At 66.3% G+C, this 26477-nt stretch carries 24 protein-coding genes; 11 read left to right on the plus strand and 13 right to left on the minus strand.

Annotation, left to right across the window (positions count from 1 at the left end; translation table 11 throughout):
* Window positions 1-32: 32 nt before the first annotated feature.
* The 3 genes from HBJ55_RS06235 to HBJ55_RS06245 are packed head-to-tail and all read right to left on the minus strand — an operon-like array spanning window position 33 to window position 3117.
* A complete protein-coding gene (locus tag HBJ55_RS06235) occupies window positions 33-1061 on the minus strand; it encodes an ABC transporter substrate-binding protein (protein WP_240935996.1) in 1029 nt (342 codons plus the stop codon).
* Entirely contained in the window at window positions 1058-2452 is a 1395-nt protein-coding gene (locus HBJ55_RS06240) for a sensor histidine kinase N-terminal domain-containing protein (RefSeq protein ID WP_167112111.1), read from the minus strand. Before HBJ55_RS06240 ends, HBJ55_RS06235 begins: the two co-directional genes overlap by 4 nt.
* Window positions 2449-3117, minus strand: coding sequence for a response regulator (locus tag HBJ55_RS06245; RefSeq protein WP_167112113.1), 669 nt, complete (start codon window positions 3115-3117; stop codon window positions 2449-2451). Before HBJ55_RS06245 ends, HBJ55_RS06240 begins: the two co-directional genes overlap by 4 nt.
* A 143-nt stretch (window positions 3118-3260) precedes the next feature.
* Between HBJ55_RS06245 and HBJ55_RS06250 the strand changes: the two genes are divergently transcribed.
* The 7 genes from HBJ55_RS06250 to xseA all read left to right on the plus strand — a co-directional run bounded on the left by HBJ55_RS06250 (window position 3261) and on the right by xseA (window position 9854).
* Window positions 3261-4247, plus strand: coding sequence for a Bug family tripartite tricarboxylate transporter substrate binding protein (locus HBJ55_RS06250; protein WP_167112115.1), 987 nt, complete (start codon window positions 3261-3263; stop codon window positions 4245-4247).
* On the plus strand, window positions 4244-4693 hold the full coding sequence (locus HBJ55_RS06255) for a tripartite tricarboxylate transporter TctB family protein (protein ID WP_167112118.1): 450 nt from the start codon (window positions 4244-4246) through the stop codon (window positions 4691-4693). Before HBJ55_RS06250 ends, HBJ55_RS06255 begins: the two co-directional genes overlap by 4 nt.
* Window positions 4694-4705: 12 nt before the next feature.
* Window positions 4706-6208 (plus strand): tripartite tricarboxylate transporter permease, encoded by a 1503-nt coding sequence (locus tag HBJ55_RS06260; protein ID WP_167112120.1) that lies wholly within the window; start codon window positions 4706-4708, stop codon window positions 6206-6208.
* Window positions 6209-6279: 71 nt separating this feature from the next.
* On the plus strand, window positions 6280-7344 hold the full coding sequence (locus HBJ55_RS06265; protein ID WP_240935997.1) for an AbrB family transcriptional regulator: 1065 nt from the start codon (window positions 6280-6282) through the stop codon (window positions 7342-7344).
* A 169-nt stretch (window positions 7345-7513) separates the two neighbouring features.
* Window positions 7514-7711, plus strand: coding sequence for a CsbD family protein (locus HBJ55_RS06270; protein ID WP_167112124.1), 198 nt, complete (start codon window positions 7514-7516; stop codon window positions 7709-7711).
* A gap of 62 nt (window positions 7712-7773) precedes the next feature.
* On the plus strand, window positions 7774-8361 hold the full coding sequence (locus HBJ55_RS06275) for a PRC-barrel domain-containing protein (protein WP_167112126.1): 588 nt from the start codon (window positions 7774-7776) through the stop codon (window positions 8359-8361).
* Between the two features lie 152 nt (window positions 8362-8513).
* Window positions 8514-9854: an exodeoxyribonuclease VII large subunit gene (xseA, locus tag HBJ55_RS06280; RefSeq protein ID WP_167112128.1), complete on the plus strand. Its 1341-nt coding sequence runs from the start codon at window positions 8514-8516 to the stop codon at window positions 9852-9854.
* A gap of 90 nt (window positions 9855-9944) precedes the next feature.
* Here xseA and glrR read toward each other — a convergent pair whose 3' ends face one another.
* The 6 genes from glrR to HBJ55_RS06310 form a co-directional block, all read right to left on the minus strand.
* Complete coding sequence (gene glrR / locus HBJ55_RS06285; RefSeq protein ID WP_240936008.1) at window positions 9945-11225, minus strand: two-component system response regulator GlrR; 1281 nt, start codon at window positions 11223-11225, stop codon at window positions 9945-9947.
* Between the two features lie 169 nt (window positions 11226-11394).
* Entirely contained in the window at window positions 11395-11967 is a 573-nt protein-coding gene (locus HBJ55_RS06290) for a hypothetical protein (protein ID WP_167112130.1), read from the minus strand.
* The gene (locus HBJ55_RS06295; protein ID WP_167112132.1) at window positions 11964-13463 is read right to left on the minus strand and encodes a sensor histidine kinase; all 1500 of its coding nucleotides are present in this window, start codon (window positions 13461-13463) and stop codon (window positions 11964-11966) included. Before HBJ55_RS06295 ends, HBJ55_RS06290 begins: the two co-directional genes overlap by 4 nt.
* 883 nt (window positions 13464-14346) lie before the next feature.
* Entirely contained in the window at window positions 14347-15660 is a 1314-nt protein-coding gene (argA, locus tag HBJ55_RS06300) for an amino-acid N-acetyltransferase (protein WP_167112134.1), read from the minus strand.
* Between the two features lie 233 nt (window positions 15661-15893).
* The gene (locus tag HBJ55_RS06305) at window positions 15894-17159 is read right to left on the minus strand and encodes an inorganic phosphate transporter (protein WP_167112136.1); all 1266 of its coding nucleotides are present in this window, start codon (window positions 17157-17159) and stop codon (window positions 15894-15896) included.
* Window positions 17160-17227: 68 nt separating this feature from the next.
* Window positions 17228-17908 (minus strand): TIGR00153 family protein, encoded by a 681-nt coding sequence (locus tag HBJ55_RS06310; protein ID WP_167112138.1) that lies wholly within the window; start codon window positions 17906-17908, stop codon window positions 17228-17230.
* Between the two features lie 127 nt (window positions 17909-18035).
* On the opposite strand from HBJ55_RS06310, the gene HBJ55_RS06315 reads away from it, so the two are divergent.
* Window positions 18036-18878 carry a CYTH domain-containing protein gene (locus HBJ55_RS06315; protein ID WP_167112141.1) on the plus strand — a complete coding sequence of 281 codons (843 nt, stop codon included), beginning with the start codon at window positions 18036-18038 and terminating at the stop codon, window positions 18876-18878.
* Window positions 18879-18914: 36 nt separating this feature from the next.
* Entirely contained in the window at window positions 18915-19799 is an 885-nt protein-coding gene (locus tag HBJ55_RS06320) for an ion transporter (protein ID WP_167112143.1), read from the plus strand.
* Window positions 19800-19814: 15 nt separating this feature from the next.
* On the opposite strand, the gene HBJ55_RS06325 is transcribed toward HBJ55_RS06320, so the two are convergent.
* Entirely contained in the window at window positions 19815-20438 is a 624-nt protein-coding gene (locus HBJ55_RS06325) for an L-threonylcarbamoyladenylate synthase (RefSeq protein ID WP_167112145.1), read from the minus strand.
* A gap of 36 nt (window positions 20439-20474) precedes the next feature.
* Window positions 20475-21404 carry a PHP domain-containing protein gene (locus HBJ55_RS06330; protein WP_167112147.1) on the minus strand — a complete coding sequence of 310 codons (930 nt, stop codon included), beginning with the start codon at window positions 21402-21404 and terminating at the stop codon, window positions 20475-20477.
* Window positions 21405-21518: 114 nt separating this feature from the next.
* Between HBJ55_RS06330 and HBJ55_RS06335 the strand changes: the two genes are divergently transcribed.
* Window positions 21519-21818: a YciI family protein gene (locus HBJ55_RS06335; RefSeq protein WP_167112149.1), complete on the plus strand. Its 300-nt coding sequence runs from the start codon at window positions 21519-21521 to the stop codon at window positions 21816-21818.
* A gap of 164 nt (window positions 21819-21982) precedes the next feature.
* Complete coding sequence (gene mnmC / locus HBJ55_RS06340) at window positions 21983-23992, plus strand: bifunctional tRNA (5-methylaminomethyl-2-thiouridine)(34)-methyltransferase MnmC2/FAD-dependent 5-carboxymethylaminomethyl-2-thiouridine(34) oxidoreductase MnmC1 (protein WP_338071974.1); 2010 nt, start codon at window positions 21983-21985, stop codon at window positions 23990-23992.
* Between the two features lie 3 nt (window positions 23993-23995).
* Here mnmC and HBJ55_RS06345 read toward each other — a convergent pair whose 3' ends face one another.
* Window positions 23996-24268 carry a YheU family protein gene (locus HBJ55_RS06345; RefSeq protein ID WP_167112153.1) on the minus strand — a complete coding sequence of 91 codons (273 nt, stop codon included), beginning with the start codon at window positions 24266-24268 and terminating at the stop codon, window positions 23996-23998.
* Window positions 24265-26328 (minus strand): NAD-dependent DNA ligase LigA, encoded by a 2064-nt coding sequence (ligA, locus tag HBJ55_RS06350; protein WP_167112156.1) that lies wholly within the window; start codon window positions 26326-26328, stop codon window positions 24265-24267. The genes HBJ55_RS06345 and ligA overlap by 4 nt, the downstream gene beginning before the upstream one ends.
* Between the last annotated feature and the right edge of the window lie 149 nt (window positions 26329-26477).

Below are 26477 nucleotides of genomic sequence, written 5' to 3' on the forward strand. Positions count from 1 at the left end.
CGGGCAATGCGAAGGCCGGCCGGGTCGATTTGTCAACGGCGCATGAATTCGCGTCGCCAACGCTGCATGAAGGCATCGCGGCGCTGCGGGTCGACGAACGCCAGCAGCGAGGCATCGATCGGGATGGGATAGAGCCGATCGCCGACCTGGTCGCGCAGGCGCTGCGCGGTATAGGGGCCGATCACGTCGGGGCGCACGCTGAACAGCGGCGTCTCGCCGGCGATTACCCGCTGGCCTTCGCGGCTGAGCAGGAAGTCGAGGAATTGCCGGGCCGCGGCGGGGTGCGGCGCATCGCGATGAATGAACGCCATGCGCATCATCACCAGCGAGTAGTCCTGGGGCACCTGGACGATCACTTCGGGATGCTCCTGGGCCCACACCATGGCGTAGGAGCCCAGCAGGTTGTAGCCCAGCCAGTAGCGGCCTTCGCTGATGCCTTCGAGCATGTCGCGCGTGTTGGCTTCGAGCACGGCCTCGGCGTTGCCCATGGCGGCGACCAGGTCCCAGAAGCGGGTGGTATAGCGGGCATCCTGCTGGAACAGCGTGTAGCCCACGCCGCTTTGGGACGGCGAGTAGGTGGTCACCCGACCGCGCAGCAGATCCCACTGCTCGGTCAGCAGCGTGTGCAGGTCGGCATGGGTGGCCGGCGGCATCATATGACGCGACAGGTCGAGACGGTAGGCCATGACGATCGGCTCGAAGGTGAAGCCGAACACTTCGTCGCGCCACTTGGCCCATTCCGGCCAGGCCCGCGCTTCGGCCGAATCCAGGCGGCTGGCGTAGCCTTCGTTGACGCGTGCCATCTGCCACGGCATGGCCGAGCTGATCACCACGTCCGGCGCCGGGGCGGCGCCGGTGACGCGCTCATCGACTTCCAGCGTGGAGCGGTCGAGGAAGTCCAGGTCGATGTCGGGATGCGCCAGCTCGAAGGCTGCCAGCAGCGGTGCGACCACTTCCCTGTCGAGCGCCGCCTCGACCACGAGCGGATTCGCCGCCCGGCCCGGTGCCGCCGCCAGCAGGAGAGCGACGAACGCGAAGGCGTGGAAATAGCGGGGCATCATGGCCTGTTCTCCAAGGGGAAAGAAACGCTGATTCGCAGCCCGCATGGCGTGTGCGGCGCCACCTTCAGGCGGGCGTCGTGGCGCCGGGCAATGGAGTCGACGATCGCCAGCCCCAGCCCCGAGCCTTCGGTGTCCTGGCGTCCACCACGCTCGAAGGGCTGATGCAGGCGCTCCATCACCTCGGGGGCCACGCCGGGGCCGTCGTCCTCGATGTAGAGCTCCACTTCTCCACCGCGCTTCACTAAGCCCAGGGTGATCACGCTATCCGGCGGCGTGTAGCGCAGGGCATTGTCGATCAGGTTACCGAGCAGTTCCCGCAGTGCCCACGGCTCGCCGTTTATGTACAGCGGTGTATCGGGAAGTTCGGCCAGGCCCAGGTCGTGGCCCTGGGCGACGTCGCGCCCGGCCCAGTCGAACACGGTCTCGCGCAGCAGCGCCGCCAGGTCGAGCCGGTTCATCCCGCTGCCATCGGCGACGTGACGCAACCGCGCCAGGCTGAGTAGCTGGCTCGCCAGACGACTGGTGCGTTCGGCCCCCTGGTGGACCGCCGTCAGTGCCCGATGCCACTCTTCGGGCCGGGTGCTCTTCAAGGCCAGCTCGCTGGTGCTCTGCAGCCCCGACAGGGGTGTCTTGAGCTGGTGGCTGGCATCGGCGGTGAAACGCAGCAGCGCATCGCGGCTCTCGCGCTGGCGGGCGAACAGGGTGTCGAGCGTTTCGGCCAGCTCGCGCAGCTCTTCCGGCACCCGCGCATCGAGCGGGCGCATGTCGTCGGCCTCGCGCTGGCGCAGCAGTTGGCGCAGCCGGCGCATGGGCTTCAATGCCACCCGCATCGCCAGCAGCATCAACAATCCCGCCACCAGCACCATGACCAGGAAGCGGCTCACCGCGCCCTCGAACAGCTCACCGGTCAAGGCCTGGCGCCCGGCCAGGGTATGGCCGACCCAGATCTGCACCGGGTCCTGGGTTTCCCAACCCGCGGAGTCGAACTCCCAGCCATGCAGGCGCCATTCGGCGCCGCTGTGCTCGGTGTTCGTCCACACCGGACGTTCGGCCACCTGGGTGCGCCACTCGGCCGGAATGGGGATATCCAGATTGGCCGAGACCCGCCGCCCCTCGGCGTCGAGCACGGCGTAGAAGACCCGTTCCTGATGACGGGTGGCGATGATCTGCAGCGCTGCGGCGGGAATTTCCACCACCGGCTGCCCTTCCTGCCACTGCACGGCCTCGGCAATGGTCAGCGCCGCCGATTCGAGCTGGCTGTCGTAGGCGCGCTCGGCGGCGCGCTGCGAGCTGAAATAGGCCTCGACCAGCAGCAGCGCGCCCAGTGCAGTGACAGTGACCGACAGCCATACCGCAAGGCGCGACTTGAGGGTGCCGTCGACCTCGATCACTCGCGCTCTTCCTCGAGCCGATAGCCCAGGCCGCGAAAGGTACGGATGCGCAGCCCGCTGTCCTTCAACCGCTTGCGCAGGCGGCTGATGTAGACCTCCAGGGCATTGGAGCCCACCACGCCGAAGCCGAACAGTCGGTTCTCGAGCATCTCGCGCGGGGTGATGCTGCCGGCATGCAGCAGCAGGTCTTCCAGCAGGCACAGCTCGCGACGCGGCAGCTCGAGGGCCTCGTCATTCAGCGAGGCCACACCCAGGGCCGGGTCGAAGCACAGCGCGCCCAGGCGTAGGCGGTTGTCGCTGCGCTGCTGGCTGCGCCGCAGCAGGGCGCGCACCCGCGCCTCGAGCTCGGCAAGCGAGAACGGCTTGGCCAGATAGTCGTCGGCGCCCAGGTCGAGCCCGCGCACGCGGTCGTCGATGCCGTCGCGGGCGGTGAGGATCAGCACCGGGGTGGTGTCGCCACGCTCGCGCAGTTCACCGAGCAGCGTCAGGCCGTCGCCGTCGGGCAGCCCCAGGTCGAGCAGGATCAGGTCGAAGCTGTCGTGTCGCAGCGCCGCGCCGGCCTCGGCATGGCTTGCGAAGCCTTCGACGGTATTGCCCAGCGGCGTCAGGGCCTGGTGCAGCGAACGGGCGATGAGAGGATCGTCCTCGACGACGAGCAGGCGCATACGACCAAAGTCCCATGAGGCGGTGGCGAGATGACAGGTTGATGAAAGGTTGCGCGCCTAGCATGGCCGTTCTGGCATCCACGGCGATGGCAGGCGGGGAAATCCCTCTCCGCATTCCCAGAACAAGAGAACAGGAGTTCGCCATGAAGATCAACAAGGCTTTCCGTCACTGCTCCGGGCTGGCCCTGCTGGGCGGCATGCTGGTTGCCGGCGGCGCCCAGGCCCAATCCGATTCCACCGAGTGCATCGCTCCGGCCAAGCCGGGCGGCGGCTACGACCTGACCTGCCGCCTGGCGGCCAACGGCCTGCAGGAGACCGGGCTGATCGACCAGCCGATGGTCGTCACCTACATGCCGGGCGGCATCGGCGCCGTGGCCTACAACCATGTCAACGGCGTGCGCAAGGACGACCCCAACCTGATCGTGGCGGCCAGCACCGGCGCGGCGGTCAACCTGGCGCTGGGCAAGTTCGGCCAGTACGACGCCACCGAAGTTCGCTGGCTGGGCGCCCTGGGCGTCGATTATGGCGCCATCGTGGTCAGTGCCGATGCGCCCTGGCAGAACCTCGACGAGCTGATGGACGATCTGCGCGACAGCCCCGGCGAGATCGCCTTCGGCGCCGGCGGCACGATCGGCAGCCAGGACTGGATGAAGGCGGCGCTGACCGCCAAGTCCGCCGACATTTCGCCGCGGGATCTGCGCTATGTCGCCTTCGAAGGGGGCGGCGAAGCGCTGGCGGCGCTGCTCGGCGACCATATCCAGGTCTTCACCGGCGACCTCTCCGAGCTCAAGTCGCAGCTCGGGAGCGGCAAGATCCGCGTGCTGGCGGCGCTCTCCGAGGAGCGCATGGACGGCCCCTATGCCGACATTCCCACCGCCGCCGAGCAGGGCTACGACGTGCACTGGCCTATCTGGCGCGGCTATTACATGGGCCCCGAGGTCGACGACGACGCCTACTTCTCCTGGGTCAACCGGCTCACCGAACTGTCCGAGTCCCCGCAGTTCGCCGAGCTGCGGGAGGCACGCGGGCTGTTTCCGATGTCTAGCTTCGGGCCCGAGTTCGACCGCTACGTCCAGGATCAGGTCGCGCAGTTCCAGTCGCTGGCGGAAGAAGTGGGTCTGAGCCAATGAAGCTTGCCGCCGACCGAGTGCTGGGCCTGTGCCTGATCGGTCTGGCGGCGTTCGTCGCCGTCCAGGCCGCCAGGCTTCACGTGCCCTTCAGCTACGATCCCGTGGGGCCCAAGGCCTTTCCGCTGATTCTCGCCATCCTGCTCGCCGCGCTGTCGCTGGTGCTGGTGCTCAAGCCCGGGAGCAACGGCCACTGGCCCGACCGCTCCCTGGCCGTGAAGCTGCTGGCGGTGCTCGCCGCACTGCTGGTCTATGCCCTGCTGTTCACGCGGCTGGGCTTCGTCGCCACCACCCTGCTGACGACGGTCGCCCTGGCCCGGGCCTTCGCCGCCCCCTGGGGCAAGGCGCTGCTGACCGGCGTGCTGATGGCCGTGGGCAGCTATTACGTGTTCACCGCCGGGCTTGGGATCTCGCTGCCCAGCGGTGACTGGCTGCGCCCGTTACTCTAGAGGAACGCCCTCATGTTCGATTTCCTGATCCAGGGCTTCGGCGTTGCGCTGAGCCCGCTGAATCTTGGGCTGGCCTTCCTCGGCGCCCTGCTCGGCACGCTGTTCGGCGCCCTGCCCGGCATCGGCCCGATCAACGGCATTGCCATCCTGATGCCGCTGGCCTACACCCTGGGCCTACCGGCCGAATCGGCGCTGATCCTGCTCGCCGGCATCTACACCGGGGCCGAATACGGCGGACGCATGTCGAGCATCCTGCTCAACGTGCCCGGCGACGCCGGCGCGGTCATGACCACCCTCGACGGCCACCCGCTGGCCAAGCAGGGGCTCGCCGGCCCGGCACTGGGCCTGTCGGCGGTCAGTTCCTTCGTCGGCGCGACCATCGCCATCCTCGGCCTGACCCTGTTCGCCCCGCTGCTGGCGGAAGTCGCGGTGATGTTCGGCCCCGCCGAGTTCTTCGCCCTGATGGTGTTCGCCTTCGCCTCGATGTCGGTGATGATGGGCAAGGACCCGACCAAGACCGCCATCGGCGCGGTGCTGGGCGTGCTGATCGGTACCGTCGGCGTCGACTCGGGTACCGGGGTGCTGCGCTACACCTTCGGCATGGCCGAACTCTACGACGGCATCGACTTCGTGGTGATGATCATCGGCTTGTTCGCCATCAGCGAGATCCTGCTGATGCTCGAACATGCCAACCGCAAGGATTCCGGCGGCGACATTCCCCCGCTGGGGCGGGTGTTCGTCACCCTCAAGGAGGTGCTCTTCTGCAAGGGCGCCATGCTGCGTTCGGGGCTGATCGGCTTCATCATCGGCGTGCTGCCCGGTACCGGGGCCTCGGTGGCCGGCGCGGTCTCCTACACTACCGAGAAGCGCCTTTCCGACAAGGAAGGTACCTTCGGCAACGGCGACATGCGCGGCCTGGCGGCACCGGAATCGGCCAACAATGCGGCGGCGGCGGGCTCGTTCGTGCCGATGCTGACCCTGGGCATTCCCGGTTCCGGCACCACCGCCGTGCTGCTCGGCGCGCTGATGCTCTACAACATCACCCCCGGGCCGATGATGTTCAGCGAACGCCCGGAAGTCGCCGGCGGCCTGATCGCTTCGCTGTACATCGGCAACCTGGTGCTGCTGGCACTCAACCTGCCGCTCGCCGGGGTGTTCGCCCGGGTGCTGACCATCCCGCGCTGGGTGCTGGTGCCGGGTATCGCCATCCTGGCCTTCGTCGGCGTCTACCAGCTCCATTCCGACCTCACCGCCATCTACCTTATGCTGATCATCGGCGTGTTCGGCTACCTGCTGCGCAAGCTGGGTTTCTCGCTGGCACCGGTGATCCTCGGCTACGTGCTGGGCGGGCTGATGGAGCAGAACCTTCGCCGCGCTCTGTCGATCAGCGGAGGCGACCTGGAGATTCTGTGGCGCTCGGGCATCTCGCTCGGCTTGTGGATCGCTGCCGCGGCGCTGCTGGTGTTGCCGTGGCTGCTGCCCAAGCTGTTGAAGGCGCGCCTGGGACGCGCCTGAACCCGGCCGGGGCCCAGCCCCGGCGATGCCCTCTTTCCGGATTTACTGATGGCCTGATGCGGATACCAACCTTGCCCTCGAAGCGAACCCGATTCGACGCCCTGCGCGCTTTCCTCCCCACCCTGCTGCTGGGCCTGCTCGGCGGCAGCCTCGCCTACTGGGCCGGCCTGCCGCTGCCCTGGCTGCTGGGCGCCATGTTGGCGACGACCCTGCCCAGCCTGGCCGGGATGCGGCTGCGCGGGCCGGGGTCGGCACGCAAGGCCGTGCTGGCGGTGATCGGCGTCATGCTGGGTTCGGCCTTCTCCCCCGATATGGCCGGCGACGTCTCGTCTTGGACGATCAGCCTCGGCATGATGCTGCTCGCCACGTCCGCCATGTGGGCTTTCTCGTTCTGGTTCGCGCATCGGGTGGCCGGATACTCCGTCGAGACCTCCCTGTACGCCGGCATTCCCGGCGGCGTTTCGGCGGTGACCGCCATGGCCATGGAATCGGGGGCGGACCTGCGCATCGTCGGCCTGACCCACGCCACCCGCATCCTGATCCTGCTGCTTGCGATACCCCCGCTGCTGGACGTGCTGGGTCACGTCGAACTCGGCATGCGCCCCGCCGATTCCGCCTCCTGGCTGTGGCTTCCTTCCTTCTTCGATATTGCCTGGCTGCTGGGCTCAGGCGTGGTCGGCATCGGCCTGGGCCGCCTGCTGCGCTTGCCCAATGCCTTCCTGTTCGGTCCCGCGCTGGTGTCGGCGGCGCTTCACCTGACCGGCCTGACTCACGCGGTCGTCCCACCTGCGGTGTTGGCTTTCGCTCAGGTCATCATCGGGGTATCGGTGGGCATCCGCTTCGGCGGAACGTCGCTTGCCGCAGTGGCCTTCAACCTGTGGATGGCGACACTGCAAGCAGCGGTGCTGATGCTAATTGCCGTCGCGGCGGCCTGGAGCATTCATGTGGTGACCGGGTACTCCATGGCGGCGGCACTTCTGGCCAACATGCCCGGTGGTGCCCCGGAGCTGAGTCTGGTTGCCCTTTCGCTCGGCATCGACCCTGCCTTCGTGACGTCTCATCATCTGCTGCGCATCACGGCTTTGATGCTCCTGATGCCGCTCATGCTGCGTGCCTTCCGCAGCCTGCTGGCTTAGCCCCGAGCCTTACCCTTGGCTGCTCTTTAGTCGCTGGGCGTAACCCTAACTACCCTTCGTAACAGTCTGAAACCGACTTTGACTTACAGTGGCAGATTCGTGATCTAGCTTGTGAAGTACACAACGGGTCCAATGACGGGAACGGTCGACTCACGGAAGGAGTGACGAGATGAACTGGGACCAGATCGAAGGCAAATGGAAAGAGTACATGGGCAAGGCCCGTGCCAGCTGGGGCGAGTTCAGCGATGAAGAACTCGATCAGATTGCCGGCAAACGTGAGCAACTGATCGGCAAGCTCCAGCAACGCTATGGCCTGGAGCGGGAAGAAGCCGAGCGCCAGGCCGACGAATGGGCGCGCAATCTCTAGCAATCTCTAGATTGAGCGCCTGCATCTACGAGCAAGATCCGACCAAGGAGAGGAGAGCGATCATGCAGAAGCGTCTACTTACCATCGCAGTGGCAGCCGTAAGCGGCGGCTTGGCTTTTAGCGGCCAGGCATTTGCCGAACAGCAGGAAAACGAGAACGGCCAGGATAACGGCCAACAGCAGGAACAGAATCAGCAGCAGGCGCAGTCACAGGGCCAGGGTCTATATGCTGCTGAGGATATCCTCGATTCCGATGTTTATCACTCCGACAACCCGGATGAGGACGTCGGTGACGTCGAGAACATTCTTTTGGACAATGAAGGCAAAGTCAGCGCCCTGGTCTTGAATACCGGTGGCCTGTGGGGTATCGGTGGCGACGAGGTAGTCGTCGACATCGAGCACTTCACCCTGGAGACCGAGCGTGACGATAACGCCGCCTTTGGCCAAGGGTTGGTCAGGCACCGCATCCTGGTCGATGCCACCGAAGAGGAACTCGAGAACTTCCCAACTTACGACGAGCAGTGGTTCAACGACGAGCGCAACCGCCGCATTGAGGATCGTGGCGCCGGTATGCGTGGTGGTGTCTGGCGGACCACCGGCGCCGCCGGTACCGGTGCCGTAGGCGATACCGACCAGGATGATTCCGATTGACCGATAAGTCACCCTCCCCATGACGCAACTTGCGCCGGCCTAGCCCGGCGCTTTTTTCATCTCGCCTGCGCGCCTCAGCAATGCCGCTACCATGCTAGAGTGGCCTTTTTGCCAGTTCGGCTGGCTTCCTCCGGCCAAAGGATCGCCAATTCATGCTCCAACCCAACGACACTGCACTCTCGGTCAGTGAAGTGAATCGTCGCGCTCGTCAGTTGCTTGAATCGGGCATCGGTGAGGTGTGGGTCGAGGGCGAACTCTCCGGCGTGTCGCGGCCGGCCTCGGGGCATGTCTATTTCACTCTGAAGGACGCCTCGGCGCAGCTGCGCGGCGCACTGTTTCGCAATCGCGCCCGCTTCGTCGCGGCGCCCATGCGCGACGGCGACCGCGTGCGGGTTCGCGGGCGGGTGTCGCTGTTCGAGCCGCGCGGCGACTACCAGTTGATTGCCGAAGCGGTGCAGCCGGCCGGCGAAGGCGAACTGCTCGTTGCGCTGGAGCGGCTCAAGCAGCGGCTCTCCGCCGAAGGGGTATTCGCCAATGCGCGGCCCCTGCCCTGCCCGCCGCGCCACTTGCTGGTGCTGACTTCGCCTACCGGCGCGGCGATACGCGACGTGCTGGCGGTGCTCGAGTCGCGCTGGCCGCTGGCCCGGGTCACGCTGATCGCCGTGCCCGTGCAGGGCCGCGAGGCCGCGCCGGCGCTGATCGCCGCGCTGGGGCTGCTCAACCGGCAGCAGGCCCTCGATCCCGCGCAGGACGTGATCCTGATCACCCGCGGCGGCGGCAGCCTGGAGGACCTGTGGGCGTTCAACGACGAACACCTGGCGCGGGCAATCTTCCATTCGCGCCTGCCGGTGATGTCGGCGGTAGGCCACGAGGTCGATACCTCCCTGTCGGATCTGGCCGCCGACCGGCGTGCGCCCACGCCCTCCGCCGCGGCCGAGATGCTGGTACCGGATGGCCGCGACCTGCAGCGCCGCTTGGTCGGCCTGGAGCGTCAGCTTGTGCGCTGCACCCAGGCCCGGCTCGAACGTGACGCCCAGCGGCTCGATCACCTGCGCGCCCGGCTGCGTCACCCTGGCGAAGTACTGGCCCAGGAACGCAGGATCCTCGGCGAGCTGGAAGCCCGACTGCAGCGCGCCGGACGTGCACGGCTCGCCGCCGAGCGCCAGCAGCTGGGATACCTGCAGCGACGGATGAGCGCCTGCCACCCGCAGCGCGGGGTCGGGCAGGCCGGGGAACGGCTGGCGCTCGCCCGGGCTCGGCTCGAGCAGGCCATGCTGCGCGACATGTCGCGCCGGCGCGAGAGCCTGGCCGGCCTGGCACGCCAGCTTCAGGCGGTTAGCCCGCTGGCGGTGCTGGGGCGGGGCTATGCCATTCTGCAGGACGACGAAGGCAAGGTGATACGGCGCGCGGCCGATACCCGGCCCGGCCAGGCGCTGACCGCCCGCCTGGGTGAGGGTGGATTGAGCGTCGAGGTTAAGCGCCGCCTCAAGTAGACGCAGGCCTCAACGGAAAAGCGCCCAGTTCGGCCTGCTGACAGCCGAACTGGGCGCTTCTCGCATGCGGGCCGTTGGGCCAGGCCCGCATCACTCGGGCTTAAAGGTGCTCGGCTCCAGCTCGTGACGGCTGAGCAGCTTGTAGAAGTCGGTGCGGTTGCGCCCCGCGATACGCGCCGCCTGGGTCACGTTGCCCTCGGTGATCTTGAGCACCTTGACCAGGTAGCTGCGTTCGAAGCCGGCGCGGGCGTCGTTGAAGGTCGGCAGCGCGCAGTCCTCCGCCGCCAGGGCCTGGGCCACCAGGGCCTCGGGAATCATTGGCGAGCGGGTCAGCGCCACGCACTGCTCCACCACGTTGACCAGTTGGCGCACGTTGCCGGGCCAGGCACTGGTGGCCAGCAGGTTGAGCGCTTCCGGCGAGAACCCCTTGACGAACGGTTTGTGGCGCGCCGCTGCCTGAGCCACCAGATGGCGCGCCAGCAGCGGCACGTCCTCGGCGCGGTCCTTCAGCGCCGGCAGCTTGAGGTTGACCACGTTGAGGCGATAGAAGAAATCCTCGCGGAACTCGCCCTGATGCATCGCCTGGCTGAGGTCGCGATGAGTGGCGGAGAGAATGCGCACGTTGACCGGTATCGACTGGGTCGAGCCCAGCGGGCGAATCTGGCGCTCCTGCAGCGCGCGCAGCAGCTTGACCTGCAGCGGTAGCGGCATGTCGCCGATCTCGTCGAGGAACAGGGTGCCGCCTTCGGCGGCCTGGAACAGGCCCTTGTGGTCGCTGACGGCACCGGTGAAGGCGCCCTTGGCGTGGCCGAAAAGCTCGCTTTCCAGCAGTTGTTCGGGCAGCGCGCCGCAGTTGATCGCCACGAACGGGTGGTTGGCACGCGGGCTGGCATCGTGAATGGCCCGTGCCAGTAGCTCCTTGCCCGAACCGGAGGGGCCGGTGATCAGCACGCTGACATCCGACGAAGCCACCATGCGCGCCTGCTCCAGCACCCGCTCCAACTCGGGGCTACGGGTGATGATGCTGGCCCGCCAGGCATCGCTGTCTTCGCCGCTGGCGGTGGGCATGTGGGCCAGCGCCTCGTCGATGGCTTTGAACAGCTCGTCGCGGTCCACCGGCTTGGTGAGGAAGCTGAACACCCCCTGCTGGGTGGCGTTCACGGCGTCGGGAATGGAGCCGTGGGCGGTCAGGATGATGACCGGCAGCCCCGGCACCTCGCGCTGGATCGCCTGGAACAGGGCCATGCCATCCATCTCGTCCATGCGCAGGTCGGAGAGCACGATATCGGGACGCTCGGCCTCGAGCCTGCGCAGCGCCTCGGGGCCGCTCTCGGCCGTCGTCACCCGGTAACCACGGCTTTCCAGACGCATGCCGAGCAGACGCAACAGGCTGGCATCGTCGTCGACCAGCAGAACGTGGGCGCTGCCTGACTTCGCACCCGACGTGCGTGCCGCCGCCGGCCTGCGAGCCTCATTCTTGCGCGTGTCGGTCACTCGAGCCGCTTCCATGACGTCTTCTCCCGTGTTACTCGTTCGCCCCTCAGGGCGATTGTTGTCGCAGGTTCATGTTCTGCTCGATGGCGGTAAGTGCTTCGAGCTTCTCGGAGAGTTCGGTGTTCTGCCGCTGCAGGGTGGCCGCTTGGACGCGTGCATCCGCACTCTGCCTGGCCAGGGCGCGCCGCCCTTCCAGTTCATTGCGCCAGTAGAGCAGCAGTGGCTGCAGGTCGGCCGGGGCGGCATGCGTATGCGCCTGGTAGAGCTCCGCTGCCTGCCGCCATTCCCGCTCGCTGCCCCAGGACAATGCCACGGCACGTGCCAGCTCCCGTTCGGCTTCGCTCAATTCGTAATCTGCGTCCAGTTCATTCTGCTTCTGGCGGCGCCACTCGGCATCACCGCGCTGGGAAGCCAGACCGTAGGTGACCCAGCTAGGCAACAGACAGGCCTCGTTCTCGAAGGTCGGCTCCGCCTCACGGCAAGCCGCCGCGCTGGGTGACGCTTCCGGTTCCGAGCCGAGCATGCCCTGCTCGGGCAGGTACTGGCAGCCGCCCAGCAGCAGGACCAGCCCCCCGGTAAAGAACATCGTTCTTGCACAGCGGATTCTTCTTACCCTCATCGCTCCTCGCTCCTTGCGCTGATGCCCACTTGGAAGGGCTCCATATTATTATTTTCCCTAGTAAGTGGAAGCGCCTGACGCGGCAGCGTCAGGCGGAAACACACTTCGAATTCTCTATCTTCGACCAGCGCCAGGCCTCCGTTCTGGATGCGTGCGCAGTCGGCCGCTACCGAAAGCCCGATACCCGACCCCTTGAGCGGCCCCTTGCGCCTCGAGCGGCCCTGATAGAAGGGTTCGAACAGGCGTGCACGGTCGTGATCGTCGATGGGCTCGCCGCTGTTGGCGACATCGAGAATCAGGTGCTCCCGCCCGGCATGCGCACGAATCATCAGCTCGCCGCCGTCTTCGCCGTAGGCAATGGCGTTAGACACCAAATTGTCGAGAATGCGCCCCACTGCGGTACGGTCGACTACCCACTCCAGCGGGCCATCGAAGGCGGTGACCTGCATGCCCTTGTTCTCCAGCGCCAGCCGGTGCTTGGCCAACGTGCTCTTGACCAGCGTGGCCAGGTCCACTTGTTCGAGCGTGATGCGCTGGTTGTGCTGCAGCAGGTTGTAGTCGAGCAGCTGTTCGATCAATCGTTGCAGCTCTCGGCCACTGGCATCGATCAGCGTCAATATCTCGCGCTGGTGATGGGTCAGCTCCCCGGCCACACCATCGGCCAGCAGTGCCGAGCCCTCGCGCACGCTGGCCAACGGGGTCTTGAGTTCGTGCGACATATGGCGCAGGAACTGCTGCTTCTGCGCTTCCAGATCACTGAGCCGGGTCGACAACCAGTCGAGCCGATCGCCGAGCTGCACCAGTTCGGCGGGGCCCTGGATGGTGTCGCGGTCGTTGGTCTCGATACCACTGCCAATGCTGAGAATTCGGCGCTCGAGTTGGCGCACCGGTCGAATGATCAGCCAACTGAACAACAGCATGAGCAGCAGGCTGGCGGAAACCAGCGCCGTGGTCTGCAGCCACAGCCGCGACTGCACGGCTTCCGCTCGGGAACTGATCATCTCGATGCTGTCATCGATCTGACGATTGGTGGCCCGGCGCATCGCCTCGGTATGCTCGGCGAACGGCACGAACAACGACAGCCAGACATTCAGCGCCTCGTCATTCAGCTCCGGTAATTGCGAGAGAAGCTCCAGTTGCTCTTCCAGCGCCAGCACATCGGGGTTGTCGGGCAGAAAGCGCCTCTGCCGTGCCAGCAGTTCCTTAAATTCGCCATGGCGCTCGGCATAGAGGTCGAGCAGGCTCTCCTGCTCCAGCACCGCATACTGCCGCGCGCTGCGCTCCATCTCGACGGCCAGGTTGCTCAGCACCCGGGCCCGTCGGCTCTCTTCCACCGCCTGGCGGGCACTGACATCCGCCAAACGAGACAGTTCGGACAAGGCCTGGCCGGCCTGGTACATCAATATTCCCAACGGCAGCATCACTACCAGGAATGCCAGCAGCACCAGCTGCAGCAATGAGCGCGGGCGCCAACGGCGCGAGACCCGTTTGGTCATGACCAATGTTCTATTCAGGAGAGGATAAGGAACCACCATGGTACATTCCTGAAGGATAACAGAGTTCCACGCTCGGCTACTGCCCGTCACTAACCCTGTTGAAAAAAAAGAGGCCGGCAGAAGCCGGCCCAATACGCAGGGAACTGAAGGGGTGAAAATATGGGCATCGTTCGCCTGGTCGAGCCATGTCCCATACTTTCAGCGGACCCGAGGGCCCCGAAGCCCCGTTTGCCGACCCTTTTGCCACCAGGTGCAGTCGGTACGGGCAGGCGGCGAACCGCCCTGCTTCGTTCTTTGGCGCCAGCGCTACGTGAGGTTCACAAGCGCTGGCCCGGAATTCGATCCCCCGAGGGGGATGAGGCATCCATGCCGGGGCATCCTTGCCCTTCTGGTACCGTTCCTTGCCTGTCGGCGGCACCCGTCTCATCGCAACCTAAGTTACACATCGCGGAGCGAACGCCGATCGTCGTGATGCCCGGGGCGCACAGGGCATGGGGGGTGGTGTTCCCCGAGCTTCTCGACGATCCGAAGTGATTCGAGCCGTTTGAATCACTTCTTCGTTGCTCGACTTGTATATTGCGAGTTGCGTGCCAAGAAACCTCTCAAATCCTATAAAACAAGAACTTAAGAACTTCAAGTTTTTGGCACACCGTCACCGTGCGGATAAACCGTGATAAAAATCGAGAGGCCGGGGCATATTTCGTCACCGATCGGAGACATCGTTTTGACCGACTTTTGTCATTTTCTTGAAAAACAATAGGTTGTGTTGTTGCCTTTTAGAGACAAGGTTTTTGTCAGCGTTGCCCCAAAGCGACAGCCGCCGCCCGGATGACGATCAGGGCGGCGGCTGGCCGTGGGTTGCGAAGGGTCTAGGAACAGGCCCTCATGAGAGGGATTTGATGAGAATCTTCGACTTGCGCGCGTGGTTATAGGTATCGCGCTTGAGCGGCGGCAAGGACTCGATGTCGGATGCGCGAAAGCCGTGTTCGACGAACCAGTGCGCGGTGTGGGTAGTCAGCACGAACAGCGCGCCGAGCCCAAGCCGCTTTGCACGACGCTCGATGCCGGAAAGCAGCAGTGTGCCACGCGCCCCGCCGCGGTAATCGACGTGAATTGCCAGACAGGCCAGCTCGCCCATTTCTGCTTCGCCGAAGCGGTGCAGCGCTGCGCAGCCGATGATCATGCCGTCGCGTTCGATCACCAGGTAGTCGTCGATCTCGTGCTCCAGGCGCTCGCGCGAGCGTGGCACCAGCATGCCGCGCCGCTCCAGCGGCTCGAGCAGTTCCAGCAGGCCGCCGATGTCGCCGAGCTCGGCCGGACGCAGCTGTTCGTAGCGATGCCGGGTGATCATGGTGCCCACCCCGTCGCGGGTGAACAGTTCGCCCAGCAGGGCATCGTGATCTTGCCATGAGAGCAGGTGCGTACGGGCCACGCCGTGGCGCGCGGCGGCGCAAGCGGCTGCGATATGGCGCGCCTGCTCGCAGCCCGGTTCGATCTGGCTCAGCAGCGGTTCGGCCTCGGCGGGCGTGAGCTGACGCTGCATGGCGCCGTTCTCATCGTAGAGTCCAGCCGCCTCGCCCAGCAGGATCAGCTTGTCGGCGGCTAGCGCCATGGCCGCATGCTGAGCCACTTCGGCGGCATCCAGGTCGAATACCTCGCCGGTACTGGTAAAGCCCAGCGGCGGCAGCAAGACCAGCGAGCCCCGATCGAGCAGCCCCTGCACGGCCGAAACCCGCACCCGGCGCACTTCGCCGCTGTGGTCGTAGTCGACACCATCGCGCACGCCCAGCGGCTTGGCCATGACCAGGTTGCCGGACACCACGGTCAACTCGACCCCATGCAGCGGTGTGTTGGGCAGGCCCAGCGACAGCCGCGCCTCGAGCCACAGGCGCTGCTCGGCGGCCACCCGCTCGACACAGGCCATGATCGCTTCGTCGGCCACCCAGCGTCCTTCATGGCGCTGCGGCACGATGCCGGCTTCGCTCAGCGCCTGATCCACCTGGGGGCGGATACCGAACACCACCACCAGCCGCACGCCAAGGGTATGCAGCAGCGCCAGGTCCTGGATCAGCTGTTCGCCTCGTCCTCGCGCCATGGCCTCGCCCTCGATCAGGATCACGAAGGTTCGGCCCCGATGCGCATTGATATAGGGGGAGGAATTGCGGAACCAGTCGACGAAGGGGAAACGAGTATCCAAGGCCGCTCTCCGGCAGCAGATGAAAAGAAGGGTGTATCGGTTTCGACTATATCAGAGCGACGAAAACGGCGGCACCTTCAAGGTGCCGCCGTGTACCGGTCATAATCCCAGCCAGATTTACGTCGCGAGCGATGACAGGCTGGTCGCCGCCGGAGCGCAAAAACCGGAGTGTAGCCTGCTACATGAGGATTTTGAGCACCGTCGGCGGCCAGGATGTCGAGCGCAGCAGTAAATCAGCCGAAAATGCCCTTGAACATGAAGAAGAACAGTATAGCCAGGCCCGCACCGGCCGGCAGGGTGATCAGCCAGGACATGGCGATGGTGCCGATCACGCGCAGGTTGAGCGCCGCCATGCCACGCGCCAGGCCCACACCGAGAATCGCACCGACCAGCGTATGCGTCGTGGAAATCGGCAGGCCGGTGCCGGAAGCGAGCACGACGGTCAGCGCCGCGGCCAGGGTGGCGGCGAAGCCGCGACTCGGGGTCAGCTCGGTGATGCCGGTGCCCACCGTGGCGATGACCTTGTGGCCGTAAGTGACCAGGCCGACCACGATGCCGCCGCCGCCCAGTACCAGTACCCACCACGGCACCAGCGCCGAGGCACCGATGGTACCGCCCTGCTCGACCACGCTGATCACTGCCGCCAGCGGGCCCACCGCGTTGGCCACGTCGTTGGAGCCATGGGCGAAAGCCATGGCGCAGGCGGTGAAGATCATCAGCACGCCGAAAACGCGCTCCACCCCGGTGAAACCGAAATGGTCGCTCTGACGACTGCCGGCTTGCACGCGTCGCTCCATCCAGCCACCCAAGGCCATCATGCCCAGGCCGAACAGGGCCGACAGCAGCAGGTTGGTGCCGAAGCTCAGGTCCAGGCCCAGATGCTTGAGCCCCTTGGTCAGGGTCACCATGCAGATGGCGAAACCGACCAGCAGGATATAGAAGGGCACGTAGCGCTTGGCCGCGGCAAAGGGGTCCTCGGCCTCGAAGATCAGGTGCTGGACCGACTTGAACAGGGTGAAGGCGATGGTACCGGCCAATAGCGGCGACACCACCCAACTGGCGGCGATCTGGCCGACCTTGGGCCAGCCCACGGCATCGATCCCGAGCCCCGCCAGGGCGAAGCCGACGATGGCGCCGACGATGGAGTGGGTAGTCGATACCGGCCAGCCCTTCATCGAGGCGATCAACAGCCAGGTACCGGCAGCCAGCAGCGACGCCAGCATGCCGTAGACCAGCAGTTGGGGGTCGTTCTGCAACGCGGCGGGGTCGATGATGCCCTTGCGGATGGTCTGGGTGACCTCGCCGCCGGCGAGCCAGGCACCAAGAAACTCGAAAATCACCGCGATGATGATCGCCTGCTTGATGGTGATCGCCTTGGAGCCGACCGAGGTGCCCATGGCGTTGGCGACGTCGTTGGCACCGACCCCCCAGGCCATGAAGAAACCGAAGAGGCAGGCCAGGATGATGAAGGTATTCGCGTGCTCTGCAATGATCGACATAGGGGCTTGGATCCTATGTGGCTGTCAGGTTGAAAGAACATTCCCCGGCCATGCCGGAAGGCGATGTCCTACCGGGCAGTGAGAATCTGGAGACGACTGCCGACGCGCTCGGCGCGATCGGAGAGTTCGCCGACCCAGTCGATGATCTTGTAGAGAAAGACCACGTCTACCGGCTTGAGCTGATCTTCCAGGTCGAACAACCGGCGCCGAATGTCGATCTGCTGCTGGTCGGCCTTCTGTTCGAGAATGTGCAGCTCGCGTATCAGGTTCTGCATCACGTCCGAGACATGCCGTCCGAAGCCCGATTCGAGCAGATCCTGGAGTTCCTCCAGTGCCTGACGCGCCTGGGCGACGCAGGCCACGGCGGTCTGCATGTAGTCGCGCATGGGCTGGGCCAGTTCTGTGGGCACCTGCATGCGGCGGCCGAGCATGATGCCGGTGATGTCGCGTACCTTGTTGGCGATCTTGTCCTGCACGCTGATCAGGTCGAGCAGATCGGTACGGGAAACGGGCAGGAACAGAGTGTTGGGCAGGTTGAGGCGAAGCTCGGTCTTGAGGCTGTCGGCGTCGTGTTCGAGCTGCGTGACAGTCTCGCGGACCTTGGCGGCCTCGTCCCAGTCACCGGCAAGCGTAGCCTCGAAGAAAGGCAACAGCTGGTCGGCGCACTCGTTGGACTTGACGATGTGTGCCAGCAGTGGCTGGAACGGCGAGCGGCCGAACATTGCCGAAAAGGGATTTGATTTGACCATGGCGTAAGATGCGCTTGTGAAATGGCGGCGTCAGTATAGAGAATGACTCCCTGTCACGTCATTGAAATATTCGCTTCCCTTGAATATCCAGGCGCATGGCAACCATCCAGGCCAGGAGCAGACACACATGAGCCACGAGATCGAGATGAAACTGGCACTGGGCGAAATGGGGACGGAACGCCTGCTGCAGCACCCTTTCCTGCGCGGGGGAGTGGATGGCGCCCAGCGCTTGGCCAATACCTACTACGATACGCCCGGGGGCGAGCTGGAAACCGCACGCGTGGCGCTGCGCCTGCGTCGCCGCGACGACAGCTGGGTGCAGACTCTCAAGACCAGCGGCGAAGGCAGCGGCGGCTACAGCCGGCGCCGCGAATGGGAATGGCCGGTAGCGGATGGCAGCCTCGACCGCGCCGGGCTCGCCGAGCTGCCCCCCATGGCTGCGCTGGGCACGGACGTCCTGGCGCAGCTGGAGCCGCGCTTCACCACTGATTTCGAGCGCCGGCTGTGGTGCCTGGAACTGGCCGAAGCCACCATCGAGGTGGCGCTGGACCAGGGCGAGATTCGTGCCGCCGGCCGGCGCGTGCCGATCTGCGAACTGGAGCTGGAACTCAAGGACGGCGACCCGCAGGCGCTGTGGAGCCTGGCGCTGGCCTTCGCCGAGACGGTGCCCCTGCGCCCCGCCGATGCTAGCAAGGCCGCCCGCGGCAGCGCCCTGCTGAGCGGCCACTGGAAACTGCCGGAAGAGTCCGGTGAAAGCGAGTGGCTGCACCGTGCCATACTGGCCTTGGATGCGCTGACCGATACCGGCAACGATGGCTGGAAGGCAGCGGCCAGAGAAGCTCTGCAGATGCTTGGCGAAGACGGCCACGACGAGGCCGGCCGGCTCGTCGCCATGCTGGATCAGGACGACTGGCTCAGCGTTGATTTCGGCCGCACGGCATTGAAGCTGGCGCACCGCCTGACGCCATAGACGCTAGCGAACAGACTGCACCAGGGAGCAATCAGGATGAGCGAGCCGTTTCGGCCGGGTGGCGATGGAATACGAACCCGCCTGTTCCAGATCATCTTCGAATCCGACACACCGCTGGCAAAGGGCTTCGATATCGCCCTGATCCTGGTGATCCTGGCCAGCGTACTGGTCGTCATACTCGATACCGTCAATCACTTGAGCGCGGCGTATGGCGAGTGGTTCTATTGGCTGGAGTGGGGGTTCACCATCGCGTTCACCGTCGAGCTGTTGGTCCGCCTGGTCATTCTCGACAAGCCGCTGCGCTACTTGCGCAGCTTCTATGGGATAATCGACGTGGTGGCGATCCTGCCCACCTGGCTGATGCTGCTGCTGCCCGGCACCCAGACGCTTGTCATCGTGCGCCTGCTGCGCGTGCTGCGCATCTTCCGCGTGCTGCGCCTGATGCAATTCGTCGGCGAGGGCCGCCTGCTGGTGGAAGCGCTACTACGCAGCTGGCACCAGATCTTTTTGTTCCTGTTCACCGTATTCCTGCTGGTGACCCTTTTCGCCAGCCTGGTGTACATGATCGAGCCGATCGAAGCCGGTTTCACCAGCATTCCCAAGGCGATCTACTGGGCCATCGTCACCCTGACCACGGTCGGCTATGGCGATATCGTCCCCATCACGCCACTGGGCCAGGCAATCTCGAATCTGGTCATGCTGATCGGCTACTCGATCATCGCCGTGCCCACCGGGGTATTCTCTGCCGAGGTGATCCGCTCGATCCGCGCCGATCGTTACTCCGAACAGGCCTGCCCCGGCTGCGGCCACGACCGTCACGAGAAGCGCGCGCTTTACTGTCTCAAATGCGGCACCTGGTTGGACGAGGAAACTCCCGATCCCCACCTCGCCGAACGGGCAAGCGGCACGCCGAAGGATTGAGCGACTGCGCCATGCTCACTCCCGGAACGGGGTGAGGTCGCCGCGCCCTTCGCGGACGATGGTCGGCGGCAGCTCGCGCAGGTCGATCACGCTGGTGGGCTCCAGGTGACAGGCGCCACCGTCGATGATCAGGTCCAGGTGGGCGACGTAGCGATCGCGGATCTCTTCCGGATCGGTCATCGGCAGCTCCTCGCCCACCGGGATCAGCGTCACGCTCATCAGCGGTTCACCCAAGGCCTCGAGCAGGGCCAGGGTGATACGGTGGTCGGGCACGCGCACGCCGATGGAGCGCCGCTTGGGGTGCAGCAGCAGGCGCGGCACCTCGGAGGTGGCGTTGAGGATGAAGGTGTAGGCACCCGGCGTGTTGGCCTTGAGCAGGCGGAACACGCTGTTGTCGACCTTGGCATAGGTACCGATGTCGGAGAGATCGGAGCACACCAGGGTGAAATTGTGCTTGTCGTCCAGCGAACGCAGCCACTTGATCTTCTCGATCGCTTTCTTGTCCCCCAGATGGCAGCCCAGGGCATAGCCGGAATCGGTGGGATAGGCGATCACGCCACCCTGGCGGACGATCTGCACCGCCTGGTCGATCAGGCGCTTCTGCGGGTTTTCCGGGTGGATCTGGAAGAACTGACTCATGGTGAGATTTCCTGACGTTTCGTTTTTCGCTGCCCACTATAGCGCGCCGGAGGCGGCCGCGTCGCAGCCCGCCGCGACGAAGCCGGCCAATCGCGGGTGGGTCCATACCGGGGGCACCGTGGTGCGTGGCGGTGGGCTCATGCTACCCGGGGCCAGGTGGCCGCCGGGAAAATGGAAGTCGCTGCCGAGCGAAGCATACAGCTCTCGCTCGGCGAGCTGGCGGGCCAGGTCGCGGGTGACGTCGCCATTCTGGAAGCCGCTGACCAGCTCGGCGGCCTGGCCACCGGCGGCGGCGAAGTCGTCCAGCAACTGCCCCCGCTTGCGCCGGGTCAGGCCGTAGCGCAGGGGATGCGCCAGCACTGCCACACCGCCCGCCTCGACCACCCAGCCCACCACTTCGGCCAGGACAGGCCAGTGCGCCTTGACGTCGCCCGCCTTGCCGCTGCCGAGATGTTTGCGAAACGCCGTGGCCATGTCGGGTACCAGCCCCGCCGCCACCAATGCCCGGGCGAAGTCGGGCCGCCCTAGCGGGCGATAGGGCCCGGCCTGCTCGCGAGCCTTGGCCAGGGCATCGTCGAGCCCGACCTTTTCCATGCGCCTCGCGATCACTTCGGCGCGCGCATCGCGCGCGCGAGCCTGCGCCTCGAGGCCTTCGCCAAGCGCACCGCGAGCCCCTTGCGGCAACAGCCCGACCACATGGATGCCGATGCCTTGCCAGCGGGTCGAGAGTTCCGCCGCCGGCAACAGGCCCACGCCCAGGCGCCTCGCCGCCTCGCTGGCCTCGGCCACGCCGGCTACGGTGTCGTGATCGGTCAGTGCCATCAGCGTCACGCCGCGCTCGGCACACAGGGCAACGACCTCGGCGGGCGCCAGGGCACCGTCCGAAGCGGTGGAATGCATGTGCAGGTCGACCCCCAGGGGGATGGGGTCACCGACGAAACGCTCGGGCAGACAGGGCTTTGGCATGACGCAGGCAGGCAACTTTGTCAAAATGATGGCCCAATGGTGCGCGCCCGACGACGGTCGGTCAACGCACCTGGAGCCCGCGGTGATACCGCGCTTGCCAGAGGAAACGTTGCGATGCTGTATGCCATCATCAGTGAAGACGTGAAGAACAGCCTGGAGCGCCGCCTGGCCGCCCGCCCCGACCATCTGGCCCGCCTGGAGAAGCTGCGCGACGAGGGCCGCCTGGTGCTGGCCGGCCCGCATCCCGCGGTGGATGCCGAGAACCCCGGCGATGCCGGCTTCAGCGGCAGCCTGGTGATTGCCGAGTTCGACAACCTCGAGACCGCTCAGGCCTGGGCCGACGCCGACCCCTACATGATCGCGGGAGTCTATGCCAAGGCGACCGTGAAGCCGTTCAAGAAAGTGCTGCCCTGACAGCCCCTCCCGACGAGCCCCGATTATCCACAGGAGACTTGCTCACAGCTTCTGTGGATAACGCTGTTGAAACGCCGCGGATGGCTTGCTCGATGCGCCATGCCACGCCGCCGTGGGGTCTTCGATCAATATTTGAGCAGCCGTGCCAGGCTCTGGAGAAGTTCGTGACCGTTAGTGCCCTTCCGCCATTGGCCGGTCTCGAGTCCGCTCGACTCGACTGGCGCGGCGACGATACCGGCGAGAGTGCCCCGCTCTCGACGCAGTTCGATGACGTCTACTTCTCGCGCCACGACGGCCGGGCGGAAACCGAGCATGTCTTCGTGCAGGGCAATGCCCTGCCCCGACGCCTTGCCGCCTGGACGGCCAGGCGCCCCTTCGTGATCGGCGAGACCGGTTTCGGCACCGGGCTCAACATGCTCTGCGCCTGGGCCTGCTTCGACGCGCACGCCCCGCCCGGGGCACGGCTGCATCTGGTTTCCACCGAACGCTATCCGCTGCGCCGCGACGACCAGATTCGCGCTCTGGCCGCCTGGCCGGACCTGGCCCCCCGCGCCGAGCGGCTGGTTCGTCAGTGGCCCCAACCAGTAGCGGGGGTGCATCGGCTTTGGCTCGATGAAAGGGTCACGCTGGACCTGCACTTCGGCGATGCCGCCGAGCGCCTGGCGCTGCTCGAAGGCCAAGTCGACGCCTGGTTCCTGGACGGCTTCGCCCCGGCCAAGAACCCGGAGATGTGGCGCGCCGAGCTGTTTGCCGCCATGGCGGCCCGCTCGCGGCCGGGAGCCACCTTCGCCACCTTCACCTGCGCCGGGGTGGTCAAGCGCGGGCTGGCCGGGGCCGGTTTCGCCTGGCGCAAGGTGCCGGGGTTCGGGCGCAAGCGCGAGATGCTGGCGGGCGAAATCGCCTCGCCGCCCGATGACACGCGCCGTGAGCAGGCCCCCTGGTTCAGCCCGCCGCCGGCACGGCCGCCGCACCACGTGGCAGTGATCGGCGCCGGCATCGCCGGTGCCAGTACCGCCGCCGCCCTGGCCCGGCGCGGCATCGCGGTGACGCTGATCGACCGCTTCGACCGGGCCGAGTTGGGTACCACGCACCTGCAGGGCGCGCTCTACGTCAAGCTGGCGGTCGAGACCAACCTGCAGAGTCGCGCTTATCTCGCCGGCTTGCTACACAGCCGGCGCTGGCTGGAGCACCTCGATCCCGATCGGTCGCTGTGGCAACCCAGCGGTGTGCTGCAGCTGGCCCTGAGCGAGAAGGAGCAGGTGCGCCAGGCGCGTTTCTTGGCCAACCATTGCCTGCCGAAAAGCGTGGTGCGCGGTCTCGATGCCGAGGCGGCCAGCGCCGCCGCCGGCATTCGTATCGACGCCTCTGCGCTCGACTATCCCGATGCCGCCTGGATCAGGCCGCTGGCGCTGTGCGTGCGTCTGGCCCGGACACCGGGCGTCAGCTTTCGCCTTGGCGAGGTGACGGCGCTGCAACGCCATGAGGCGGGCTGGACCCTGGCCCTGGCCGACGGAGCATGCGTCGAGGCCGACCAGGTAGTGATCGCCGCCGCCAGCGAAGCGGCCAGGTTCGCCCAGACCGCGGCGCTGCCCCTGCAGCCGGTGCGCGGCCAGGTCAGCCAGCTCGCGTTACCGAAAGGAGCCCCGGCGCTGGGTCGCGTGGTATGTGCCGGCGGCTACGTGCCGCCGCCGGCGGACGGCGTGCTCAACTTCGGCGCCACCTTCGGCCCGGGCGACACCGACACGGCGGAGCGCGAGGCCGACCACGCCGCCAACCTGGCCGAACTCGAGCGGGGGCTGCCCCACTTCGCGGCGGCGCTGCGCGAGGCCGGTGCCGACTTGTCGCCCCAACGGCTCACGGGACGCGTCGGCGTTCGCGCGGCAAGCCCCGACAAGTCGCCCTATGCCGGGCCAGTGCCCGACGTCGCCGCCTGGCGCGAGGATTACGCCGTGCTGGCCAAGGACGCCACTCGGGTGCCGAACATTGCCGGGCGCCACCATTCCGGCCTATGGATCAGCGCCGCCCACGGCTCGCGCGGCATGGCCAGCGCGCCGCTGTGCGCCGAGCTGATCGCCTCACGCATTTGCGACGAACCGCTGCCGCTGGAGTGGCCGCTGGTGGATCACCTGCATCCGGGCCGGCGGGTCATTCGTGAGCTGGTTCGTAGGCAGTAGAGGTCAGCCCTCTTCCTCGTCGTCGGCCAGGTCGCGCCCGAAGGCGCGCCACTGGGCCAGCGTCATCACTTCGGTGGTCTCGGTCTGCAGATCGTGGGCGATGAGCAGCTCGCCACGCTCGAGCTGCTGCTTGAGCTGGCCGACCCAGCCACGCATGCCCTCGCCGGTGTCGGTGGTGTCGTAGCCCTGGCGGGTGACGAAGGCCTCGAGCAGGCCGTCCAGGGTCTCGCCCGGCAGCATGCGGTAGGGCACCTCGATAAAGCGGCCGTCGTTCATTGCCCCTCCTCACTGTTCGCTTCACTGCCTTCACCGCGCTCCCAGGCAGCCAGACGCTCGAGGAAGGCAGCTTCGTCGAGCACTTCCACGCCGAGTTCCTGGGCCTTGGCCAGCTTGCTGCCGGCGGCCTCGCCGGCGACCACCGCGGCGGTCTTCTTCGATACGCTGCCGGCCACCTTGGCGCCCAGCGCCTGCAGGCGCGCCTTACCCTCGTCGCGGGTCATGCCCTCCAGGGAGCCGGTAAGCACCCAGGTCTGGCCGGCCAGCGGCTGGGGGCGCTCGCCGACGCTCTCCTCGGCCCAGGTCACGCCCTGCTCGCGCAGCGCCTCGATGGTCTCGCGGTTGTGTTCCTGACGGAAGAAGGTGTGCACGTGGGCGGCCACCACCGGGCCGACGTCTTCCACCGCCTCGAGTTCGGCCAGCTCGGCGGCCATCAGCGCATCCAGGGTGCCGAAGTGGCGCGCCAGGTTGGCCGCCGTGGCCTCGCCCACCTCGCGGATGCCCAGCGCGAAGATGAAGCGCGGCAGCGTGGTGCTCTTGGCCTTCTCCAGCGCGGCCACCAGTTTCTCGGAAGATTTCCGGGCCATGCGCGGAAGCTCCGCCAGGCGCTCGGCATCAAGCCGGAACAGGTCGGCCGGGGTCTTGACCCAGTCGAGCTCGACGAGCTGGTCGATCAGCTTCTCACCCAGGCCGTCGATGTCCATGGCCCGGCGCGAGGCGAAGTACTTGAGCGCCTCCTTGCGCTGGGCGGGGCAGTAGAGCCCGCCGGAGCAGCGCGCCACCACTTCGCCCTCGAGACGCTCGATCTCGGAGTCGCACACCGGACAGCGGCTGGGGAAGATGATCTCGCGAGCATCCTCGGGGCGCTGCTGCTCCAGCACCCGCACCACCTGAGGGATGACGTCGCCGGCCCGGCGAATCGCCACGGTATCGCCGATCTTCACCCCGAGACGCGCGATCTCGTCGGCGTTGTGCAGGCTGGCGTTGGAGACGGTGACTCCGGCCACCGAGACCGGCTCTAACCTCGCCACCGGGGTTATCGCCCCGGTGCGGCCGACCTGGAACTCGACGTCCTTGAGCCGCGTGGTCTCCTCCTGGGCGGGGAACTTGAAGGCGATGGCCCAGCGCGGCGCGCGAGCGACGAAGCCCAGCTCGCGCTGCAGGCGCAGGTCGTCGACCTTGATCACCACGCCGTCGATATCGTAGCCGAGGTCGTCGCGCCGCTCGCCCAAGCGACGGCAGTAGGCGATGACCCCCTGACTGCCCGTGACTACCTGGAGTTCGGCGCTGCTGCGAAAACCGAAGGTCTTGAGATGTGCCATCAGCTCGCTGTGGCTGGCATCGCCCGGAGCCGGCTCGATGCGCGCCACCTGGTAGGCGCTGAATTCGAGCGGGCGTGTGGCGGTGATGCTGGGGTCGAGCTGGCGCAGGCTGCCCGCCGCGGCGTTGCGCGGGTTGGCGAACACCTTGCCGCCCTCCTCGCGGGCGCGGTCATTCAACCGCTCGAAGCCGGCATGGCTCATGATGACCTCACCGCGCACCTCGAGCAGTTCGGGCACGTCGCCGCGCAGCTTGAGCGGGATCGAACGCAGCGTGCGCAGGTTGGAGGTAATGCCCTCGCCGGTGCGGCCATCGCCACGGGTCGCGCCGCTGATCAGCACGCCCTGCTCGTAGACCAGCGACACGGCGGCGCCGTCGAGCTTGGGCTCGCAGCAGAAGCGGATCGTCTCGCCGTCGGTTTCCAGCCGCTCGGCCACGCGCTTGACGAAGGCTTCGACCTCCCCCTCGTTCAAGGCGTTGTCGAGCGACAGCATGGGCACCGCATGTTCGACCTCGGGAAAGCCGGCGTCGGGTGGTGCCCCGACCCGCTGGGTCGGAGAGTCGGGCGTCACCAGTTCGGGGTGAGCCTGCTCCAGCTCCTGCAGACGGCGCAGCTTGCGGTCGTATTCGGCATCGGTGAGCTGCGGCTCGTCGAGCACGTAGTAGCGATAGTTGGCATCGTCGAGCTCGGCACGCAGCTTGGCGATTTCATCGAGGATGTTCTGATCGGGCTGGCTCATTGCGTCAGGGGTCTCGTCCATGGCGAAGGCCTCGAAGCTCGAAGCTCGAAGCTGGCATGAGCGCCTAGCTTACCAAAGCAACAACCCCCGTGGGGCTGCCTCACGGGGGTTGTCATTCAGCTTCCAGCTTACGGCTTACAACTTACGGC

Origin of the sequence: Billgrantia bachuensis (assembly GCF_011742165.1) — a bacterium.
Lineage (GTDB): Bacteria > Pseudomonadota > Gammaproteobacteria > Pseudomonadales > Halomonadaceae > Halomonas > Halomonas bachuensis.

Excerpts from the sequence above, each read along its gene's own strand:
- xseA (WP_167112128.1), top strand. The coding sequence starts at position 8,514 with ATGCTCCAACCCAACGACACTGCACTCTCGGTCAGTGAAGTGAATCGT.
- HBJ55_RS06330 (WP_167112147.1), bottom strand. The coding sequence starts at position 21,404 with ATGCCAAAGCCCTGTCTGCCCGAGCGTTTCGTCGGTGACCCCATCCCC.
- HBJ55_RS06235 (WP_240935996.1), bottom strand. The coding sequence starts at position 1,061 with ATGATGCCCCGCTATTTCCACGCCTTCGCGTTCGTCGCTCTCCTGCTG.
- HBJ55_RS06320 (WP_167112143.1), top strand. The coding sequence starts at position 18,915 with ATGAGCGAGCCGTTTCGGCCGGGTGGCGATGGAATACGAACCCGCCTG.
- HBJ55_RS06305 (WP_167112136.1), bottom strand. The coding sequence starts at position 17,159 with ATGTCGATCATTGCAGAGCACGCGAATACCTTCATCATCCTGGCCTGC.
- HBJ55_RS06290 (WP_167112130.1), bottom strand. The coding sequence starts at position 11,967 with ATGAGGGTAAGAAGAATCCGCTGTGCAAGAACGATGTTCTTTACCGGG.
- HBJ55_RS06325 (WP_167112145.1), bottom strand. The coding sequence starts at position 20,438 with ATGAGTCAGTTCTTCCAGATCCACCCGGAAAACCCGCAGAAGCGCCTG.
- HBJ55_RS06275 (WP_167112126.1), top strand. The coding sequence starts at position 7,774 with ATGCAGAAGCGTCTACTTACCATCGCAGTGGCAGCCGTAAGCGGCGGC.
- glrR (WP_240936008.1), bottom strand. The coding sequence starts at position 11,225 with ATGCGTCTGGAAAGCCGTGGTTACCGGGTGACGACGGCCGAGAGCGGC.
- HBJ55_RS06270 (WP_167112124.1), top strand. The coding sequence starts at position 7,514 with ATGAACTGGGACCAGATCGAAGGCAAATGGAAAGAGTACATGGGCAAG.
- HBJ55_RS06260 (WP_167112120.1), top strand. The coding sequence starts at position 4,706 with ATGTTCGATTTCCTGATCCAGGGCTTCGGCGTTGCGCTGAGCCCGCTG.
- ligA (WP_167112156.1), bottom strand. The coding sequence starts at position 26,328 with ATGAGCCAGCCCGATCAGAACATCCTCGATGAAATCGCCAAGCTGCGT.
- HBJ55_RS06310 (WP_167112138.1), bottom strand. The coding sequence starts at position 17,908 with ATGGTCAAATCAAATCCCTTTTCGGCAATGTTCGGCCGCTCGCCGTTC.
- HBJ55_RS06335 (WP_167112149.1), top strand. The coding sequence starts at position 21,519 with ATGCTGTATGCCATCATCAGTGAAGACGTGAAGAACAGCCTGGAGCGC.
- HBJ55_RS06315 (WP_167112141.1), top strand. The coding sequence starts at position 18,036 with ATGAGCCACGAGATCGAGATGAAACTGGCACTGGGCGAAATGGGGACG.
- HBJ55_RS06345 (WP_167112153.1), bottom strand. The coding sequence starts at position 24,268 with ATGAACGACGGCCGCTTTATCGAGGTGCCCTACCGCATGCTGCCGGGC.
- HBJ55_RS06255 (WP_167112118.1), top strand. The coding sequence starts at position 4,244 with ATGAAGCTTGCCGCCGACCGAGTGCTGGGCCTGTGCCTGATCGGTCTG.
- HBJ55_RS06295 (WP_167112132.1), bottom strand. The coding sequence starts at position 13,463 with ATGACCAAACGGGTCTCGCGCCGTTGGCGCCCGCGCTCATTGCTGCAG.
- HBJ55_RS06245 (WP_167112113.1), bottom strand. The coding sequence starts at position 3,117 with ATGCGCCTGCTCGTCGTCGAGGACGATCCTCTCATCGCCCGTTCGCTG.
- HBJ55_RS06250 (WP_167112115.1), top strand. The coding sequence starts at position 3,261 with ATGAAGATCAACAAGGCTTTCCGTCACTGCTCCGGGCTGGCCCTGCTG.